The 17941-nt window shown below is 39.5% G+C and carries 13 protein-coding genes; 5 read left to right on the top strand and 8 right to left on the bottom strand.

The window, feature by feature from the left end; genetic code table 11:
- Window positions 1-22 precede the first annotated feature (22 nt).
- From nrdI to nrdF, 3 genes are all read left to right on the top strand, one after another.
- Window positions 23-430, top strand: coding sequence for a class Ib ribonucleoside-diphosphate reductase assembly flavoprotein NrdI (gene nrdI, locus ACHWSC_RS01705; RefSeq protein WP_083296125.1), 408 nt, complete (start codon window positions 23-25; stop codon window positions 428-430).
- Window positions 390-2495: a class 1b ribonucleoside-diphosphate reductase subunit alpha gene (nrdE, locus tag ACHWSC_RS01700; protein ID WP_070570178.1), complete on the top strand. Its 2106-nt coding sequence runs from the start codon at window positions 390-392 to the stop codon at window positions 2493-2495. Before nrdI ends, nrdE begins: the two co-directional genes overlap by 41 nt.
- 132 nt (window positions 2496-2627) lie before the next feature.
- Window positions 2628-3614, top strand: a complete 987-nt coding sequence (nrdF, locus tag ACHWSC_RS01695; protein ID WP_070570180.1) for a class 1b ribonucleoside-diphosphate reductase subunit beta — start codon at window positions 2628-2630, stop codon at window positions 3612-3614.
- Between the two features lie 69 nt (window positions 3615-3683).
- On the opposite strand, the gene ACHWSC_RS01690 is transcribed toward nrdF, so the two are convergent.
- The 8 genes from ACHWSC_RS01690 to ACHWSC_RS01655 all read right to left on the bottom strand — a co-directional run bounded on the left by ACHWSC_RS01690 (window position 3684) and on the right by ACHWSC_RS01655 (window position 15067).
- Window positions 3684-4577: an alkaline phosphatase gene (locus tag ACHWSC_RS01690; RefSeq protein ID WP_394675581.1), complete on the bottom strand. Its 894-nt coding sequence runs from the start codon at window positions 4575-4577 to the stop codon at window positions 3684-3686.
- Window positions 4578-4967: 390 nt separating this feature from the next.
- Window positions 4968-6149 carry a glycoside hydrolase family 76 protein gene (locus ACHWSC_RS01685; protein WP_394675580.1) on the bottom strand — a complete coding sequence of 394 codons (1182 nt, stop codon included), beginning with the start codon at window positions 6147-6149 and terminating at the stop codon, window positions 4968-4970.
- 135 nt (window positions 6150-6284) lie between these two features.
- Window positions 6285-7847 carry a RagB/SusD family nutrient uptake outer membrane protein gene (locus ACHWSC_RS01680; protein ID WP_394675579.1) on the bottom strand — a complete coding sequence of 521 codons (1563 nt, stop codon included), beginning with the start codon at window positions 7845-7847 and terminating at the stop codon, window positions 6285-6287.
- A gap of 18 nt (window positions 7848-7865) precedes the next feature.
- On the bottom strand, window positions 7866-11012 hold the full coding sequence (locus ACHWSC_RS01675; protein WP_394675578.1) for a SusC/RagA family TonB-linked outer membrane protein: 3147 nt from the start codon (window positions 11010-11012) through the stop codon (window positions 7866-7868).
- Window positions 11013-11436: 424 nt separating this feature from the next.
- Window positions 11437-13152 carry a GMC oxidoreductase gene (locus ACHWSC_RS01670; protein ID WP_088163121.1) on the bottom strand — a complete coding sequence of 572 codons (1716 nt, stop codon included), beginning with the start codon at window positions 13150-13152 and terminating at the stop codon, window positions 11437-11439.
- Between the two features lie 7 nt (window positions 13153-13159).
- Window positions 13160-13648, bottom strand: a complete 489-nt coding sequence (locus ACHWSC_RS01665; RefSeq protein WP_201667123.1) for a gluconate 2-dehydrogenase subunit 3 family protein — start codon at window positions 13646-13648, stop codon at window positions 13160-13162.
- A gap of 87 nt (window positions 13649-13735) precedes the next feature.
- On the bottom strand, window positions 13736-14395 hold the full coding sequence (locus ACHWSC_RS01660; protein WP_288066501.1) for an HAD family phosphatase: 660 nt from the start codon (window positions 14393-14395) through the stop codon (window positions 13736-13738).
- Window positions 14396-14431: 36 nt separating this feature from the next.
- Window positions 14432-15067 carry a DUF6266 family protein gene (locus ACHWSC_RS01655; RefSeq protein ID WP_394675577.1) on the bottom strand — a complete coding sequence of 212 codons (636 nt, stop codon included), beginning with the start codon at window positions 15065-15067 and terminating at the stop codon, window positions 14432-14434.
- A 482-nt stretch (window positions 15068-15549) separates the two neighbouring features.
- Here ACHWSC_RS01655 and ACHWSC_RS01650 point away from each other — a divergent pair, with 482 nt between their 5' ends.
- Together ACHWSC_RS01650 and ACHWSC_RS01645 are read left to right on the top strand one after the other, a co-directional pair.
- Entirely contained in the window at window positions 15550-16161 is a 612-nt protein-coding gene (locus ACHWSC_RS01650; RefSeq protein WP_293901171.1) for a fumarylacetoacetate hydrolase family protein, read from the top strand.
- Between the two features lie 13 nt (window positions 16162-16174).
- Window positions 16175-17899 (top strand): M23 family metallopeptidase, encoded by a 1725-nt coding sequence (locus tag ACHWSC_RS01645; RefSeq protein WP_394675576.1) that lies wholly within the window; start codon window positions 16175-16177, stop codon window positions 17897-17899.
- Window positions 17900-17941 lie beyond the last annotated feature (42 nt).

Below are 17941 nucleotides of genomic sequence, written 5' to 3'. Positions count from 1 at the left end.
ATCATTAAAATGAAACAGTGACATGATACACATTTATTATGATTCTAGAACGGGCAACGTACAACGTTTTATGGATAAAGTAGCTCAGATAACGGGTTGGCAAATCCATAAGATTACCGCCGATTTAACGGTAAAAGCCCCTGGTCATTTGGTCACTTTCACCACAAATTTTGGACAGGTGCCCGAAAACACAAAAGAATTCATGAAACGCGAAGCTAAAAATATCTATTCTGTTACTTCCAGTGGCAACCGCAACTGGGGACCGAATTTTGGTCTAGCAGCTGATCGCATTTCACAGGATTTCGACATTCCACTGGCGTTCAAATTTGAACTGTCCGGAACAATGGAAGATATTAATCAATTTATTGACATCTTAAAGAACTTTTGCGATGGTAGCAAACGAAGTAGCAAAAAACTGGATATTGCTTAATAATGAAATCATGATTAAGCATGATGACGAATTCAGCTTACATAAAGATAAGGAAGCGGTTCGTGCATATTTCTTGGAATATGTAAATAAGAACACAGTGTTCTTTTATACATTAAAAGAAAAAATAGACTATTTGGTAGAAAACAACTATTATATTGACTTTTACCAATGGTTTACATTTGAAGAAATGGAAACGGTATTCAACTATGTCTATGCGAAGAAATTTCGTTTCGAATCTTTTATGGCGGCATTCAAATTCTTCCAGAGCTACGCTTTACGTGATGACTCTGGCGAGAAATTTTTAGAGCGTTATGAAGACCGTGTAGTTGCTGTTTCCTTGTTCTTAGCAAGAGAAGAGGGTGTTCAAAAAGCAATTGAGTACGCAGAAATCATGATCAATCAAGAATATCAGCCAGCGACCCCTACATTCTTGAATGCAGGAAAGAAACGCTCGGGTGAATTGGTATCTTGTTTCTTGGATGAAATCGGCGACAACTTAAATGGTATCGGTTACGCTGTTGATTCCGCAATGAAGTTGTCTTCTATCGGCGGTGGTGTATCGTTCAATATCTCTAAAATCCGTGCTCGCGGAGAAGCGATCAAAGGTGTTGAAGGCCGTGCCGGCGGTGTACTTCCAATCATGAAGATTATGGAAGATACATTCTCATATGCGAACCAGTTGGGACAACGTCCGGGTGCTGGTGCAGTATATCTCAATATTTTCCACTCTGACATCGAAGAATTTTTAGATTGTAAAAAAATCAACGTTGACGAGAAAGTACGGATCAAATCATTGTCGATCGGTATCATCGTTCCCGATAAATTCATGGAATTGGCAGAAAAAGATGAACCATGCTATTTGATCTACCCACATACGGTGATGCAAGAGTATGGACAATTCTTGGATGAGATGGATATGGACAAGATGTACGACGAATTGATCACGAATCCAAACGTGAAAAAGAAAAAAATCAATGCTCGTCACCTTTTAGTTAAAATTGCTCAGACACAAAAAGAATCAGGATATCCTTATATTTTCTTCAAAGAGAACACCAACCGTGTCCATGCATTGAATGAAATCGGTCAAGTGAAATTCTCGAACTTGTGTACTGAAATCATGCAAGTATCTCAAGTATCCGATATTGAGATCTATGGCAAACAGGACACGATCCGTTATGGTATTTCCTGTAACTTAGGCTCCTTAAATATTGCTACTGTAATGGACAACAAACGTATCAAAGAAACCGTAAAAACGGCTATGCGTGCTTTGACTGTCGTTACAGACGTAACCAATATCGACATGGTTCCTTCTATTGCAAAAGCAAACCGTGAGTTGCATTCTGTAGGGCTAGGTGCAATGAACCTCCATGGTTACCTTGCAAAAAGCTTCATCATGTATGAATCTAACGAAGCACTGGATTTTGCCAATACTTTCTTTATGATGATGAACTATTATTCATTGGAAGCATCGATGGAAATTGCCAAAGAACGTGGTAAAACATTTGTTGGATTTGAAAAATCAGCCTATGCCGATGGTACGTATTTCAACAATTACATAAACCGCGATTACATGCCTAAAACAGCTAAGGTAACGGAGTTATTTGAAGGAATACATATTCCAACAGTCGAAGATTGGTTGGAATTAAAAGCGAAAATCAAAGAACATGGTATTTATCATGCTTACCGCTTGGCTATTGCTCCAAATCAATCGACTTCGTATATCATGAATGCAACTGCATCAGTTATGCCAATCGTAGATATCATTGAAGTACGTGAGTATGGAGATAGTACAACTTACTATCCAATGCCATACTTGACAAACGATAATTATTTCTATTTCAAATCGGCTTATGATATGGATCAATTCAAGGTCTTAAAATTGATCTCGGTTATCCAACGCCATATTGATCAGGGTGTATCTACAATTTTGCATACAAACTCAAAGGATTCGACAAGAGATTTGTCTAGATATTATATCTATGCACATAAATTGGGATTGAAATCCCTTTATTATACACGGACAAGAAAATCGACCATCGACGAATGTGTCTCTTGTTCAGCTTAATTTTGAGATTTTAGTATTTGGATATATAATGGGAGAAAGTCAAAAGTTGCCTACGCCATTGGCGGCTTTTGGCTTATCTAAAATCAACAATCCAAATACGTGATAATAAATGCCTAATACTTTAAACTAAAAATGAGTAAAACATATAAAGCTGTCAATTGGAATACCCCTGAGAACGATTATGTATTGATGTTCTGGGAACAAAATATCCGTCAATTCTGGATCGATACGGAATACATTCCTTCAAAAGATATCGATAGCTGGAAACGTATCAGCCCAGAAATGAAAGATGCGTATAAAAAAGCTTTAGGAGGATTAACCCTATTGGATACCCTTCAAAGCCATACTGGTATGCCTAAAATCATCGATCATATCGATACATTACAGAATAAAGCTGTATTGTCTTATATGTGTATGATGGAAGCTATCCACGCAAAATCGTATTCCACTATTTTCACGACAGTTTCTACAACCGCAGAAATAAACGACATTTTCGAATGGGTTCAACAAAATAAATATCTTCAATACAAAGCAGAAACGATTGATGGCTACTACCGCGCAATCGATAAAGAAGATGCTTCGGACGAGGAGATTTATATGGCGATGGCTGCCTCCGTATTATTGGAGTCATTCTTATTTTATTCTGGATTCTTCTTGCCATTATGGTTATGTGGACAAGGTGAAATGGTTGCTTCTGCCGATATCATTAAGAAAATTATCGCAGACGAATCCATTCACGGTGTATTCGTTGGATTAATAGCCCAAGATCAATTCAAAAAATTAAAAAATCAAGATCAGGTAAAAGCTCGTTTCTTGGCCTTGCTTTACAATTTGTATGAAAATGAGCTGAAATATACAGAAGAGATCTATACTGAAGTTGGCTTAACTGCAGAGGTAAAAGAATATGTTCGTTACAATGCCAACAAAGCATTGATGAATTTGGGCTTTGATCCGATCTTCGAAGTAAAACAAGTCAACCCAATCGTATTGAATGGTTTGAATACTGAAACGACACAACATGACTTCTTCTCCAAGAAATCAACTAACTACGAAAAAGCCACGGAAATTGTCCATCTAAAAGATGATGACTTCAAAATGGATGTGGTCGTAGATATATAATATTGACGATTCGTCAAACAAAAAGCCCCAAAGAAAATTCTTTGGGGCTTTTTGTTTGACGGGCAACAACTATTGTTGGAATGCTTTGATCGCCTGTCCACGCCAAGCGGCATCAAGCGGTGCACCAAGCAACCATGTTAATGTAGGTGCGATATCATAAATCATCAAAGTTTCCTTGATTTCTTTTCCTTTTGGCACACCTGGTCCGGTCATTACCCAGGGAATCTCCACCTCGGCCAGCGATTTACCACCGTGTCCTTTTCCTGTACCGCCGTGATCCGCAGCAATAACAAAAATTGTTTCATCTGCAATTCCCGCATCTTTTACAGCTTGCTGTAAGGTACCAATACGTCTGTCGACCTGTTTTAGTTCGGCATAGTATTCTGGTGTATTGTGCCCGATATTATGGCCTACACCATCAGGTTGGTCGAAATGCACAAAAGTAATCGTCGGTTTCTCCTTTTTTATGATATCCACGGTGGTATTCAAAGCCGCTTCATCATCATCCTTGGTGTTAATGACCTTTTGCACGACTTTGTTGTCGATCAAATAGCCTATACCCGGCCAACTATGTACCACAGCAAACTGTGCCTTGGGATTTTTGCTGGCAACAGCATTAAATAAAGAAGGAAACATTCCGTTTGCTGTTTTGGTTGTAGAAGGGATCTCGGGTGTCTTGCTATCCCATTCTGTATATCCATGCGCCGTAGGACCAGCGCCCATAATCATGGAAGCCCAGTTTACAGCACTAGAGGAAGGTAATACGGTACGTACATGTGTACTATATGTCCCCTCCTGCATCATCTTTTTAAGATATGGCATTTCCGCTTTTGGTAAAGCATACGCTCCAAAACCGTCAAAACCAACTAAAACAACGTGTTTGATCTTTTTGCTCTGTGCCGACACAGCACTTGTGGATAGCCCCAGTACGATCAATGGTAATAATAGATTTTTAATTTTCATCTGTATAAATTTGTTTTTCAATTGCGATGAAGCTATCAGATTTATTTATTCATTCCCTAATGTGATTGAATAACTCATGATGGTTTCATAATAAAATAACTTGGTATTCAATCAGTACGCAACCTCCTCAAGCTTTCTTGTATCCAGAATAGATAACCTTATGCCCCGCCTATCCAATGAATCGCTCACATGCTAGATCAAAGTTTATCGATCATATTTTACAAGTCACGCTTGTAATAAGTTGACCTATCTCAAAAATAGAAATTTTACAGCATTTATTATGTTAAGTAAACATTATTTAATCTCTCTAACCAATATGTTACAGAACAAAAAAAAAGACGCTGAAAAATTATTTTCAGCGTCTTAAACTTATACCGTTTTACATCGATTTTAATACCCCGCTTTTGCCAACCGTGCGTACATTTCGACAAAAGCACATTGATCGAGCAGCCATTTCGGTTTATGCTGATCTTTCAGGGTCCAGTCTGCACTAAATAATCCTTCTTTATCGCGCATATGCTGCCAGGCAAATTCAAGATTCTTTGCAAACACGGTGAGGTACTTTTGGTCGCCATTCACTACAGCGAGCTCTATGTAACCTCGCATCATAACAGCATGAAACCACAAATTGCTATTTTTCAATTTTGGAAAGTCCAATTTCTCCTTCGTTTCGAAAAAATAGCCGAAACATGCCTCAGCCAGCTGTTGTGCATCCGCGAGGTACCGTTTATTTTTCGTTAACTTATAAAGCAATGCAGCCGCCTGCAACATTTGTCCGGCGTTGTACGAAAACTTAGCTTTTCCAATCTTTCCATTGAGCTGCATATTGTCCCAATATAACTTATCTTCGGGATCCTGAAGATTTCTTTTTGTCCATTCATAAAGACGTTCCCCTTCTTCCAGATAGTACCTATCATTGGTTGCCATAAATAACTTAAGTGCAAATACACTTGCTGGTGCATTCGAACACGTATTTTTAGATTCCTTTTTCTGTTCACACCAATAAACGCCACCACCTAATTTATCATCCTCCCCACTCTTTACAAAATTCCAGATCTCTTTGGCCGAAGTCAGGTAGTTTATTTTTTTTGTATGGATATAGCTATCTGTAAAATCGATACCCAACCAGATATTATCGTCATAAAAACGATCCGAGGGAGGAGCTGTATTTAAATAAGAAGCATAGCCTATAGGCGACCTACTTTCATCTCTATATTCCTGTAACCCCATCAGGACTTTTTTGTCAAGTATGAACTGAAATGCCTTTTTTGTTTTTGGCAATTCCATCAAGGCATTTACAGCCGAGAAACTACCCGAGAAAGGCCATAGATAAGCATATTTCTTTTGCTGCGCTGCCTGTTGATTATTATCCAGATAATCAGCTTTGAAGTTTTCATCAAAGGGATATTTTTCAGCCAAGAGCTGATTCTTGTTATTTCCAAACTTGCTATAGATGCTATCTAAAGTTTGGATAGCATAGTTTTGAAAAGTGCTAAAACCCTGTGCATAAGCGACTGATACCGAAAAGTGCAAAACTGTTATCAACTTTAAAATAGCACTATATTTTTTCATAAGAAATCGATTTTTGTTTCATGAACAGGCTATCCCTAGGAATTTAACAAGTGTTCTGTAGGAAACCTTAGTGTATTGTCATACCATGATATGATAATGGCTATCAAATTGATAGCCATTATATGAAAGGAAGATCTATTGATATCCTGGATTCTGAGTCAGTTTGTTATTACGCTGTATCTCATCAGGAGAAATAGGCCATAATAAATCAGATTCTTTAAATATTGCTCCAGAGCCATTCTTTGCACCAATCAATGGAACAAAATCTACTTTTCCAGCTTCTGTTGTAGAAATAACAGGGAACATTTTAGTTCTAACAATATCGTCCCACATTTTAAATTCCAATGGGAACTCGCGGAGACGCTCTTTCCAGCATTCTTTCACAAAATCTTCTGCTGATAATGTTTGCAATTCGGCCGTATAAGCAGAAACTGATTTTCCTTCTGTATTAGCACGAGCTTTGACCTTCGCTAAATAACCCGCTGCTTCCGCACTTACACCCGTTGATTTAGCAATACTCTCAGCGGCAGTCAATAATGCCTCGGGATAGCGGTAAAAATTCCAGTCTTTTGTACCCCTCCCTGTTGTCAGCAATGCCTGTTCATCCACATAATACCATATTCCTGCATCTGTTGATGTCCATGTTTTACCGTTAATCGGATTTGTATATGACCAATGGTAGAACTGATTTGGTTTAATCCTCAAATCTTTTTTATCATAAACATTCAAAAACTGCTTAGTAGGGCCAAAAACACGCTCAAATATCGAATAAGTAGTAAATACAGAAACTGCCGAAGAACTAAAAGCAGTCGCTGTTCGCGCACCGCTATTATTAATAGTTTCATCAAACTCCTGTGCATATATAACCTCATCTAAGTCATCCGTCTTACGCAGTAAGTTATATGCACTACTCTGCTCAAGATCAATATTTTCAGTCATCTTATGCGGAGAATTCACCACAATTTTAGCTGCTGTTGCCGCATCTGCGTATTTTCCCTCTTGCAAATAAACATCAGCTAAGAGCATTGCTGCTGCATATTTAGTAATGCGATGCCCATTCTCTGCGAATTTTTTTGCAGGCAATACTTCAACAGCACTCTTCAAATCTTGCTCGATCAACTCATATATTTTCGCAGCATCTGTACGCTCAATGTAAAGTGGATCAGTCAAGTTTTCGTTAGGAAGTGTATACAACGGGAGTGCTCCGAATGTTTTGACAAGATAAAAATAGTTATAAGCTCTAAAGAATTTCGCCTCTGCCAACAACGTATTTTTCTTTGCCTCATTTGGCATACTTATTTCTGGAATGTACTTTATACCTGCATTGGCAATATTAATCGCTTTAAAACCTTCATCCCAGATCGTATTCATCGTTGGCGAGATGATATTTGTATTTTGTTGTCGCGTCAATTCACGAGCGAATAAACTAACACGTTCTTGTCCTTCGTAGCTATTTGTAAAATATCCAGTCAAAATAGTATTGATCGAGGCTGTAGATCCAAGATAAGAACCGGTAGAAGAATAGCGTATTGGCGCTCCACGACGGTAAAGTGAATTTACAGTTGCTTCGGCCTGTCCTTCATTTTGATAATAACTTATTAACGATAAGTTTGAACCCGGATTTTCTTCCAAAAATTTATTACAGGATGTTGTCAATGCCATTCCGGCTAATAACAACATGATTAATTTAGTCTTCATCTTTTTAAATTCTATGAATTAAAATGTAACATTAACACCTAAAGAGAAAGTCTTCGCTCTAGGATAAGAGAAAAAGGTCATATTTTGTCCAAATTTACTCTCCCCTTGTGAGGTACTTTCTGGATCATAACCTTTAAAATCTTTTGATGTGAACAAAAATGGATTATTTGCATTTGCATAAACACGTAATCTCGATAATCCTATTCGCTTCAACGCATCAGCTTTGAATGTATATCCCAATTGCATCAAGTTTACACGAAGATAAGATCCGTCCGCAACCCAAGCATCATCCACATTGGTATCCTGTCCCGCATGCCCACCATTGGTCAGATAGATGGCCTGTTGCATTGTATTCGGATTGGAACCATTGTATGCATCTGTCAAAATTTCCTTCAGACCATTAGTAATTCCAAAACGATCATAAGTAGAATGGAAAAATTGTTGCATGACATCCACTCCTTTGACAAATTGCAGATCTAGGGTGAAATCGAAATTCTTGTAACGGAGGTTGTTAATAAAACTACCTGTCCAATCAGGCAGTCCTTTTCCTATGATTTCCTTTTCTTTTGAACGTTTTGCACGTCCTATATCTTTTATTTCTGCATTTCCTGCGTCAACATCCGCCTGTGTATATACACCTAACCTTCTATATCCATAGAAACTATTTAGATTTTCACCGACACGAATAATGCTATTGGCCCCGCCGACCCAATCGTTTTGTAAGATATCAGCATTGTTCTCACCTAATTTCAAGACTTTATTCTTGTTATAGTTTCCGTTCAACGATGCTTTCCACTCAAAATTCTCATTGGTCACAATTGTACCTGTAATCATCATGTCTAAACCTTGATTCTGAACAGATCCTATATTCTTATAAACGGAATTGAAGCCGGTTGCCCTTGGAAGAGGAGCCTCCAACAAAAGATCTGTAGTTTTCCGACGATAATAAGAAATATCAAAGTTTAATCGATTTTGTAGTAATCCCAATTCCACCCCAAAATCAAACTGAGCCGTTTTTTCCCATTTTAAATCTGGGTTCGAAATCGTGTTCACAAATGAATATGGAGCCCTAGCATTATTCAGCAAGATTGTTCCAGCGTCGACGATTGACAACGACTTATAGGGGTCGATTTCGGAGTTACCTGTCAAACCGTAACTTGTATGTAATTTCAAATTACTGATTGTTTGGTTGCCCTGTAAAAATTCCTCATTGGACACATTCCATGCCAAACCTAGTGAAGGGAAAAATGCATATTTATTGTTCTTGCCAAATTTAGATGAACCATCATAACGGCTGGTTACCGTTGCTGAATAGCGATTATCATACGAGTAGGCAGCTCTTAAGAAATATGAATTCATCGCCCATTCATTGACATTAGACTCGAGTCCAGAAGGAGTGATGCCCAATCCCATGTTATTATACTCGTAAAAATCATCCGGAAATCCCTCTGATCTCATTTTATCGTAATCATACGTTTTCTTTTGCCAAGAGAGACCCGCCATTGCATTGATCCGATGTTTATCGAATTGCTTATTATAGGTTAGATAAGTTTCTTCCTGCCAATACAATGTATTTGTATGGGTACGTTCTGCCCAGCCATTCGGCCTAGAAATATTATTTAACAGCTTTGAAGAATATCCCTTATAATCTTTTCTATGGTGGTCAATTCCTAGTTGTGTTTTCAAATCCAAACCATCAGCTAGATGAAATGTTAATGCCGCATTTCCAAAAATTTGTGTATTGTAGCGCATTCGTTTTTGCAAATCTAGAATGGCGACGGGATTGGACATACCTTCAAAACCCAATTGTTCGGCCACAGTCGATGAGGACGAATTCGTATAGAGACCGTCCTTATCATAAACTGGATACCAAGGAATCATCTCAATCATGGTACGACGAGCTTCCTGTCCACCACCATCTTCTGGGGTATAACGTCCCCAAGTGTGATTAACGGTTAAATTAATTGCTGTAGATAACCAGGATGTAGGCTTTGCATCATAAGCCATTTTTGCATTTATCCGCTTGTTCCAGGTATTATTCATGATCCCTTGTTGGTCGGTATAATTCAAAAATGCACCAACAGAAGATTTTTCATCACCTTGCTGTACATTCAGTTGATGATTATGTGAGATAGCTGTACGTGTTGCCTCTTTCTGCCAATCCGTATCATAAAGTGGATTACCATTTCCATCAAAATAGTTTGCATCGTTAAACCAGGTCTTTTTATCCAAAGACCAAGATTTTCCTTGGTATTTATTTTCATTCTCCAATCCGATCATAAAGGCATCCACCCATTCCTGTGCATTCAGCACATCCATGTATCGTTGAGCAGAACTCACTCCAGCTGATCCTTGATAACTAATTGTTCTAGATCCGTCTTTATTTCCACGTTTTGTTGTTACCAAGATAACGCCATTTGCACCACGTGCACCATAAATAGCTGCAGAAGAAGCATCTTTTAAGACCTCAATATTTTCGATATCATTCGGATTCAACAAATTAAAATCTTCCATCACGACTCCGTCGACAACGTAAAGAGGATTGGAAGAAGAGTTGATCGTAGCCACACCACGGATAACGACTCTATTTCCATATGCTCCAGGTTGACTGGAATTAGAAAAGATATTCACCCCCGAAGCTTTCCCTCTCAAGGCATCTAAAGGGCTAAAACTCTGATCTTTGATCATGTCGGCTCCTTTGACCATGGCGATAGAACCTGTTACATCAGATTTACGCATTGTACCGTAACCAACAACGACAACCTCGTCCAATTGACTCTGATCATCGTCCAATTGTACAGAAACAGTTGCACCGGAAACAGTGACTTCTTTGGCTTTGTAACCAATGGAAGAAACCACCAATACATCCCCCGCTTTAGCATCCAATGTAAAGTTACCCAAGGCATCAGATTGTGTGCCCTTCGAAGTTCCTTTTACAGCGATGTTAACTCCTGAAATTGGTTTTCCAGCAGCATCCAATACTTTTCCTTTAACTTGCTGCTGCACATGGTGTACTTCTTTTACGAAGGATTTGCCATCGTAATTGGCTGAAGTTCCGACTGCGGCATTGACTTGTTGGAAAGTACCAGCAATGACAGCCAATGAGAAAAATAACTTTGATTTTTTCCCAAGCTGCGCAAGTGATTTTACGTCAACTTTGCTCATATTAATAGTGATTTGGTTTATAAAAACGTTTTAGCAAAAAGATACTTAAAACGCCTAGTTTAATTTAGTTTCCCTTAATTGATAATTTTAAAATCGATCAGCTTTCTTATAATTGCATGTTATACTCCCCTTACTTTCATTTAACAGAAAACATCAGGTCTCAAAATGTCTATGGGATTATTGCCACATAACACTTGCAATAAAATAAGCTAAATCGCTTTTGCATTTGTTGTAAAATTTTTTGGTTTCCCTATTTTGGTTTTTTAATTGTCTTTTTTTATTACTTATTGGTTCTTTAATTGTTTATTCGTTGTTATTTTCCCTTTTGGTTATTATTTCTTGGTTTAGGGTGCTATTAAGTTGGAAAGATAGCACTTTAATTTTACTGGGGAAAGATTTATTTTCAAAACCTTTCCCCAGCGCATTAGATATTTCCTTTCTTCATCTCGCTAATCGCATAATCGACAGATCGAGCCGAAAATGCCATATAGGTCAATGAAGGATTTTGTGTTGATGTCGAGGTCATACTTGCACCATCCGTGACAAAAACGTTTTTCACAGCATGCATCTGATTCCATTTATTCAATACCGAAGTTTTCGGATCGTGCCCCATACGCGCACCGCCCATTTCATGGATATCCAAACCTGGAGCCTGCCAGTGTGTATCCGGGCGAATATTTGTGAAGCCAGCATCCGTAAACATCTCCGTCATGACAGCAATGTAATCCTTTTTCATTTTTTCATCATTCTCATCATAATCGACAGCAATTTTTAGCAACGGAATACCCCAGTCATCTTTCTTACTGCTATCCAATGAAACCATTCCTGATTCTTTTGGTATCGTTTCACCCATCATGTGAGATCCAACCTGCCAAACACCTAATTTAGGATTCAACAAATTGTTTTTCAGATCTAGCCCTAAACCCGAACGATCAGACTCTTTGCTACGTGAAGCTCCGAAACCGGCGGCATAGCCTCTTAAAAAGTCCGTTTCCTGTTTGTGCAAGTTTCTGAAACGTGGAATATACCCTCCACCAGCGGGATTCCGCCCTTCGGCCGTAAAATCCAACATCCCTTCATACTCTGCATAAATGCGGGCACTATAGTTGTGAAAGGCCACATATTTTCCGAGCACACCGCTATCATTACCCAAACCATTTGGAAAACGGTTGGATTTAGAATTCAATAAGATTAAATTAGTATTGATTGCAGCCGCATTGACAAAAATCAGTTTGGCATAAAAATCAATTTCCTCTTTTGTATTGGTATCTATAACACGTACACCGACTGCTTTTCCTTTTTGTTCATCATAGAGAATCGAATGAACAACCGAAAATGGGCGTAGCGTCATATTTCCGGTTTTGGCCGCCCAAGGAATTGTCGTTGCATTGGAACTGAAATATCCACCAAAAGGACATCCTCGCTGACAAAGTACGCGATTCTGACACTGTACACGTCCTTGTTCGATGTGAATCTGATTTGGTTTTGATAGGTGTGCACAACGTGCTGAAATAACTTTGCGCTCCGGAAATTTCTTTTGGACGCTTTCTTTAAAATACTTCTCGACAATATTTAAGGGGTACCCTGGCAAAAACTCGCCGTCGGGCAATTCAGGAAGTCCATCGTGATTACCGGCAATACCGGCAAATTTTTCGACATAAGCGTACCAAGGCGCCAAATCAGCATAACGTATCGGCCAATCTACTGCAAAACCATCCCGCGCTGGCCCTTCGAAATCAAAGTCAGACCAACGTTGCGTCTGTCTCGCCCATAATAACGACTTGCCGCCAACTTGATAGCCTCTGATCCAGTCAAAAGGTTTCTCTTGAATATAAGGGTGTTCCTTGTCTTTTACAAAAAAATGGGCCGCATCTTCATGGAATGCATAACATTTGCTGACAATCGGATTTTCTTCTTTTACTTTGAAAGGCATTTCATTCCGATGTTCAAACTCCCAAGGCATCATATTGGTGGTTGGGTAATCCTTGATATGTTGTACATCACGTCCGCGTTCCAAAACCAATGTTTTCAAGCCCTTCTCGCACAACTCTTTTGCGGACCAACCGCCACTAATTCCCGAACCGATCACGATCGCATCGTAGGTTCTGTTTTTTTCACTGTCAATATTTAGATTTGCCATCTGCTATTTATGCCTTAACTTTTACCGCACCATTGTACGGACCCGGAATAAGTTTATAGATCACCTTATTCTTCATCACGTATTCTGAGTTCATATACCCCTGAATTGCACGCGATTTGAAGGTCTCAAAAAAAGCCTTCTCGTCGGTTTGGTCTTTTAACCCCGCCAAAGTGGTCTCAGTCTCTTTGCTATTTTTTAAATTCAACTGTTTTCGCAACTTGTTGAAACCAGCGACAAATTTAGCCTGACTCTCAGGCGACTCACAATCATCTACCATTTTAATAACGAAAAGATGCAGGTTCAGCTCCTTCCCTCCTGGTGTATCCGATTTCGGAATCAAGATGTTAGCCAGATCGCCCAAAAATTGCTCATCTTCCGCCGAAATCTTCAGCTTATTTAATACAATTGATGCACCTCCATCATTCAGACAGGATGACAAAATTGTCAGTCCGCCAGCTATAATGAAAAATTGCTTTATTGCGGTTCTACGGTTCATAATCAGAGTTCCCTTTACAATTCGGTAATATTACATATATCCGAATAAAAATACAAATGCTAAAACGATTAAATTATTCTACAACCCTCAAATCCATTGCGCCAACAGGGCTTTTGCCTCAGATAAGTTTTCCACAATGTTATCAACAGCTGTTAGTCTAGCACGTTCTACCTCCTGTTTCGTAACTGCAATCAACTGCGTCCCTGCTCCCAACGCTGATGTACTTCCTGTTGATGTATCCTCAATAGCCACACAGCGGTCGGCTGGTAGACCCAGATTTGTCAATGCCAAACGATAGGGTTCCGGATTGGGTTTTGGCAACTCCACACACTCACGCGTGACAAAAAACTCAAAATAATCCAAAAGCTCATGCTTGCCCAAAACAGTATCGACTGTGCTTCTATAACTCGAGGTCACAAGCCCAATACGGATATCTTCTGCTTTCAAAAAAGCTAAAATTTCTCGTGCTCCAGGCATCAATTCAATATCGCTCATGTTAGAATCGGCATAAGCCGCACGTGTACGCTTCCACATATGTTCTTCCGTCACGTCGTAGCCATAGTCCTCGGTAAGACGCTTGACATTATGTGCTAAAGTATGTCCAGCAAAATCGCGAATCCAATCTTCATAGTTGATCTGAAGGTTAAATTCCTGTTTTAATATAGGTGCCCAGTTTTTGAAATAGAAATATTCCGAATCAATTAACGTACCGTCCAGATCGAACAATACCGCCTGTATTTTATTCATAGTGTTAAAGATACACAAGTAGGTGGAAAAATCCTATTAAATGACACCACAATAGGTAGAATTTGAGAATGCACCATGATAGGTATCCCAAAAACCGATGTAGACATGATAATCAAATTTATCCTTTCTAAATGTCGCGATGTCAACCGTACATTCTCCCTGCGCCGCATCCGCGATGGCCATTTTGAGGTCGCCCTCCCGATCTAAACTGACTAAGGCCAGATTTAACTTAAACATGCTATCCCCGTATTTCGGATTCGGTATCCACGATAATTTCAACAGATCATCTTCCCAACGAGCCTGAACACCTTCGGGTGAGACGAGCTCCCCGACAAATACCTGCACTTTTTCCATATTAATAACTGGTTTATTTTCGACATCCACATCAAGCGCATTTTTGAAAATATGCTGCTGTGCAAGTTGAAATTTCCCTCGTCCGGAGTTTTTAGTTTCTTCAAATTGATACCCAAAGTTGACAATAGGCTTTATCCAGCCACAAAACTTACTTACCAATTTTATTTTCTGACGATGAGCCAATTGCGCGGCAGTTGGTGGTTTCGTACTTTTCTTTCTCGCCCCCCGTATAACACATTTTCCATTGAGATTGTAGCCATATACTGAACCTACTTTACCTCGAAAACCACCATTTGGACCATCTTCTAATATTGCCATTTTCTAACCTTTTTATTGTAATTGCGGGATCTATTTTACACCCTAACAAATAATAGTTATCAATGTTTGATTTAGTTTAGCAATAAATTAGAATTTAGCTAGGTTTAAGTTAGGGTTTATTTAGCTTATACCTAAACAAACCCTAACTAAACCCTAAGCTAACCCTAACTAAACCCTATGTAAATAGTTACTTTGATAGTATGTACAAAAGCAATTGTTCTCCTTCATTTTTGGATAAGCTTTGGACATTTATTAAGTTTGTTGTGGTAAACGAAAACTAATGTATACCGAGTATGAATGCACGACAAGCTTTTAGAAGATAGCCATTACGTTCGTTAGCATAGCGCATTCCGGCCAAGTGTAGGTAGTTCACAAATAGCATATAGTACTTTCTAATACCGCCTCAAACGTACACGCGATGAAAACCGAGCTCATGAGTTCGCAAGAAATCTGAAAGCTTCATTGCCTTAAAAATTTATATCATGAAAATAATTGCTATCGGTCGCAATTACATCGACCACGCGAAAGAGCTCAATAATCCAGTCCCAGAGAATCCCATTATATTTTTAAAACCTGATACTGCGGTATTAAAGGATAACAAAGATTTCTATTACCCGGAATTCTCCAAAAATATTCAGTTCGAAACCGAAGTTGTCCTCCGGATCTGTAAAGAAGGAAAACATGTCACCCCAAAATTTGCATCAACATACTTCGATGCTGTCGGTCTAGGAATTGACTTCACCGCAAGGGATGTACAGCAAGAACTAAAAGCAAAAAGCCTTCCCTGGGAATTGGCAAAAGCATTTGACCATTCTGCAGTGATCAGCAACTTGATTCCTAAAGAGGAGCTTGCAGACGTGAATTCGATTGATTTCTCCCTGCAGCAAAATGGGCAAACAGTCCAGCAGGGAAATACCAAGGACATGATTTTCTCCTACGAGGATCTGATTGTGTATACCTCCAAATTTATTACCCTCCGCAAAGGGGACCTCATTTACACGGGTACGCCTGTTGGTGTCGGTTCGGTAGCCATCGGCGATTTATTGGAAGGTTTCATCGGCGAACAGAAGATGTTCAGCTGTAAAATTAAATAAGCTGGGACATCTTATGACAAAAAAAAGAATAGCATTACTGGCCTTCCTCACTTGTACGGCAGGCCTAAGCCAAGGGCAAGATATTATCAAAAGTCGCAATTATCCACAAAACTATTTTGTACGGCCCATGGACATTGCGCCGCAGGCTTCAGGATCGTTCGGCGAATTGCGCGCAACGCATTTCCATGGTGGAGACGATTACCGGACACAACAACGCATCAATATTCCTGTGCATGCAGCGGCGGAAGGTTTTGTGTCCCGCGTCAGGGTACAGATAGGTGGTGGTGGTAATTATGTTTATATTGATCACCCCAATGGTTACACCTCGGTATACATGCACCTAGAAAGTTTCAATTCGGATCTTGCTAAAATCATCAAAGATGAGCAGTACAAGCAGAAACGTTTTGATGTCGATGTATTCCTCAAACCAAATCAGGTCCCGGTGAAAAAAGGCGAGTTTATTGCAAATTCGGGCAATACAGGTGGGTCTGCAGGTCCACATCTTCATTTTGAAATCCGTGACACAAAAGCGCAGCTACCACTCAATCCACAATTGTTCGGACTGCTCTTCCCGGATGGTGTAAAACCGATCATCCGCGGCATGACGGTCTATGATTTAGGCTCAGAACTGTTTGATGAAAATACGCCCCGTAGACATCAAACGATCAAATCCGTTGGTAGCGGCAATTATAGTTTAGCAACAAACGCCCCTATCTCTGTGAATGGCACCTTTGGGCTAGGCATTAATACGGTTGATAAACGCAGTGGTATCTCATTTACGTATGGTGTCTACTCGATCGAACTTTTTTTGGACAACAAAAACATCAGTACGGTGCTGTTTGAATCAATCCCTTTTGATCAGACCCGTGCAATCCAGTCTTACGTCGACTACCCCTACTTAAAAAAATCCGGTGTACGCGTTCAAAAAAGTTTTAAAGATCCAAACAATCCGATCAACATCTATAAACACCTGGACAACCTGGGAAAAATCGAATTGAAAGACAATGAGGTCCATGATGTCAAATATGTTGTCAAGGATGTTCAAGGGAATACGAGCGAATTGAATTTTAAGGTGCAGAATAACCCTTCACTTTCCATCAGTCGTACAGGTGCTACAGGCCTCAAAATGTTCCACTATGCTGACGAGAACAAATATGAAGCGGAGAATGCCCGGGTTTATATGAGCAAAAATATATTGTATGACGACCTTTACTTCAATTATTCGCAGGGAGCAAAACCTGCAAAGGGCTACTCGGCAATACACTATATCCACAACGCTTATACACCGGTCTTTGGATATTACAAGCTCATGATCAAACCAGACTACAGCTTGTCTGAAAATCTTTATGACAAGGCTTTGATTGTTTCTTCCGACGGTGGAGCACAGGGAGGTAAATATGAGAACGGTTGGGTCGTGGCCAATGTACGCGAGTTTGGCGGTTTTTATGTTGCTGTTGACACCATTGCACCGAATATTGTGGCACGTAACCTGACCGACGGAAAGAATGTGAGTGGACAGCAATCGATCGACTTTACAATCAGCGACAATCTCTCTGGAATAGATACTTTTGACGCTTATATTGATGGAAAATGGGCCTTGATGAAATATGACCCTAAAACGAGACATATCTGGCACGACTTCGAACCCGACTTAAGCAGTGGCCGACATGCGTTTAAACTCGAAGTGAAAGACAACAAAGGGAATTTAAAGACATACGAAGATTCTTTTATAAGGTAGACCCCTAATTTTTAGCAATAAATCAGGGGGTTCAAGAGATTA

It is taken from the genome of uncultured Sphingobacterium sp. (assembly GCF_964277905.1).
GTDB classification, from domain to species: Bacteria; Bacteroidota; Bacteroidia; order Sphingobacteriales; family Sphingobacteriaceae; genus Sphingobacterium; species Sphingobacterium siyangense.
This window is presented reverse-complemented; position numbering and strand designations above follow the sequence as displayed.

What these genes read in the sequence shown, in the direction of transcription:
- nrdI (WP_083296125.1), top strand. Translation starts at nt 23, where the DNA reads ATGATACACATTTATTATGATTCTAGAACGGGCAACGTACAACGTTTT.
- nrdE (WP_070570178.1), top strand. Translation starts at nt 390, where the DNA reads ATGGTAGCAAACGAAGTAGCAAAAAACTGGATATTGCTTAATAATGAA.
- nrdF (WP_070570180.1), top strand. Translation starts at nt 2,628, where the DNA reads ATGAGTAAAACATATAAAGCTGTCAATTGGAATACCCCTGAGAACGAT.
- ACHWSC_RS01690 (WP_394675581.1), bottom strand. Translation starts at nt 4,577, where the DNA reads ATGAAAATTAAAAATCTATTATTACCATTGATCGTACTGGGGCTATCC.
- ACHWSC_RS01685 (WP_394675580.1), bottom strand. Translation starts at nt 6,149, where the DNA reads ATGAAAAAATATAGTGCTATTTTAAAGTTGATAACAGTTTTGCACTTT.
- ACHWSC_RS01680 (WP_394675579.1), bottom strand. Translation starts at nt 7,847, where the DNA reads ATGAAGACTAAATTAATCATGTTGTTATTAGCCGGAATGGCATTGACA.
- ACHWSC_RS01675 (WP_394675578.1), bottom strand. Translation starts at nt 11,012, where the DNA reads ATGAGCAAAGTTGACGTAAAATCACTTGCGCAGCTTGGGAAAAAATCA.
- ACHWSC_RS01670 (WP_088163121.1), bottom strand. Translation starts at nt 13,152, where the DNA reads ATGGCAAATCTAAATATTGACAGTGAAAAAAACAGAACCTACGATGCG.
- ACHWSC_RS01665 (WP_201667123.1), bottom strand. Translation starts at nt 13,648, where the DNA reads ATGAACCGTAGAACCGCAATAAAGCAATTTTTCATTATAGCTGGCGGA.
- ACHWSC_RS01660 (WP_288066501.1), bottom strand. Translation starts at nt 14,395, where the DNA reads ATGAATAAAATACAGGCGGTATTGTTCGATCTGGACGGTACGTTAATT.
- ACHWSC_RS01655 (WP_394675577.1), bottom strand. Translation starts at nt 15,067, where the DNA reads ATGGCAATATTAGAAGATGGTCCAAATGGTGGTTTTCGAGGTAAAGTA.
- ACHWSC_RS01650 (WP_293901171.1), top strand. Translation starts at nt 15,550, where the DNA reads ATGAAAATAATTGCTATCGGTCGCAATTACATCGACCACGCGAAAGAG.
- ACHWSC_RS01645 (WP_394675576.1), top strand. Translation starts at nt 16,175, where the DNA reads ATGACAAAAAAAAGAATAGCATTACTGGCCTTCCTCACTTGTACGGCA.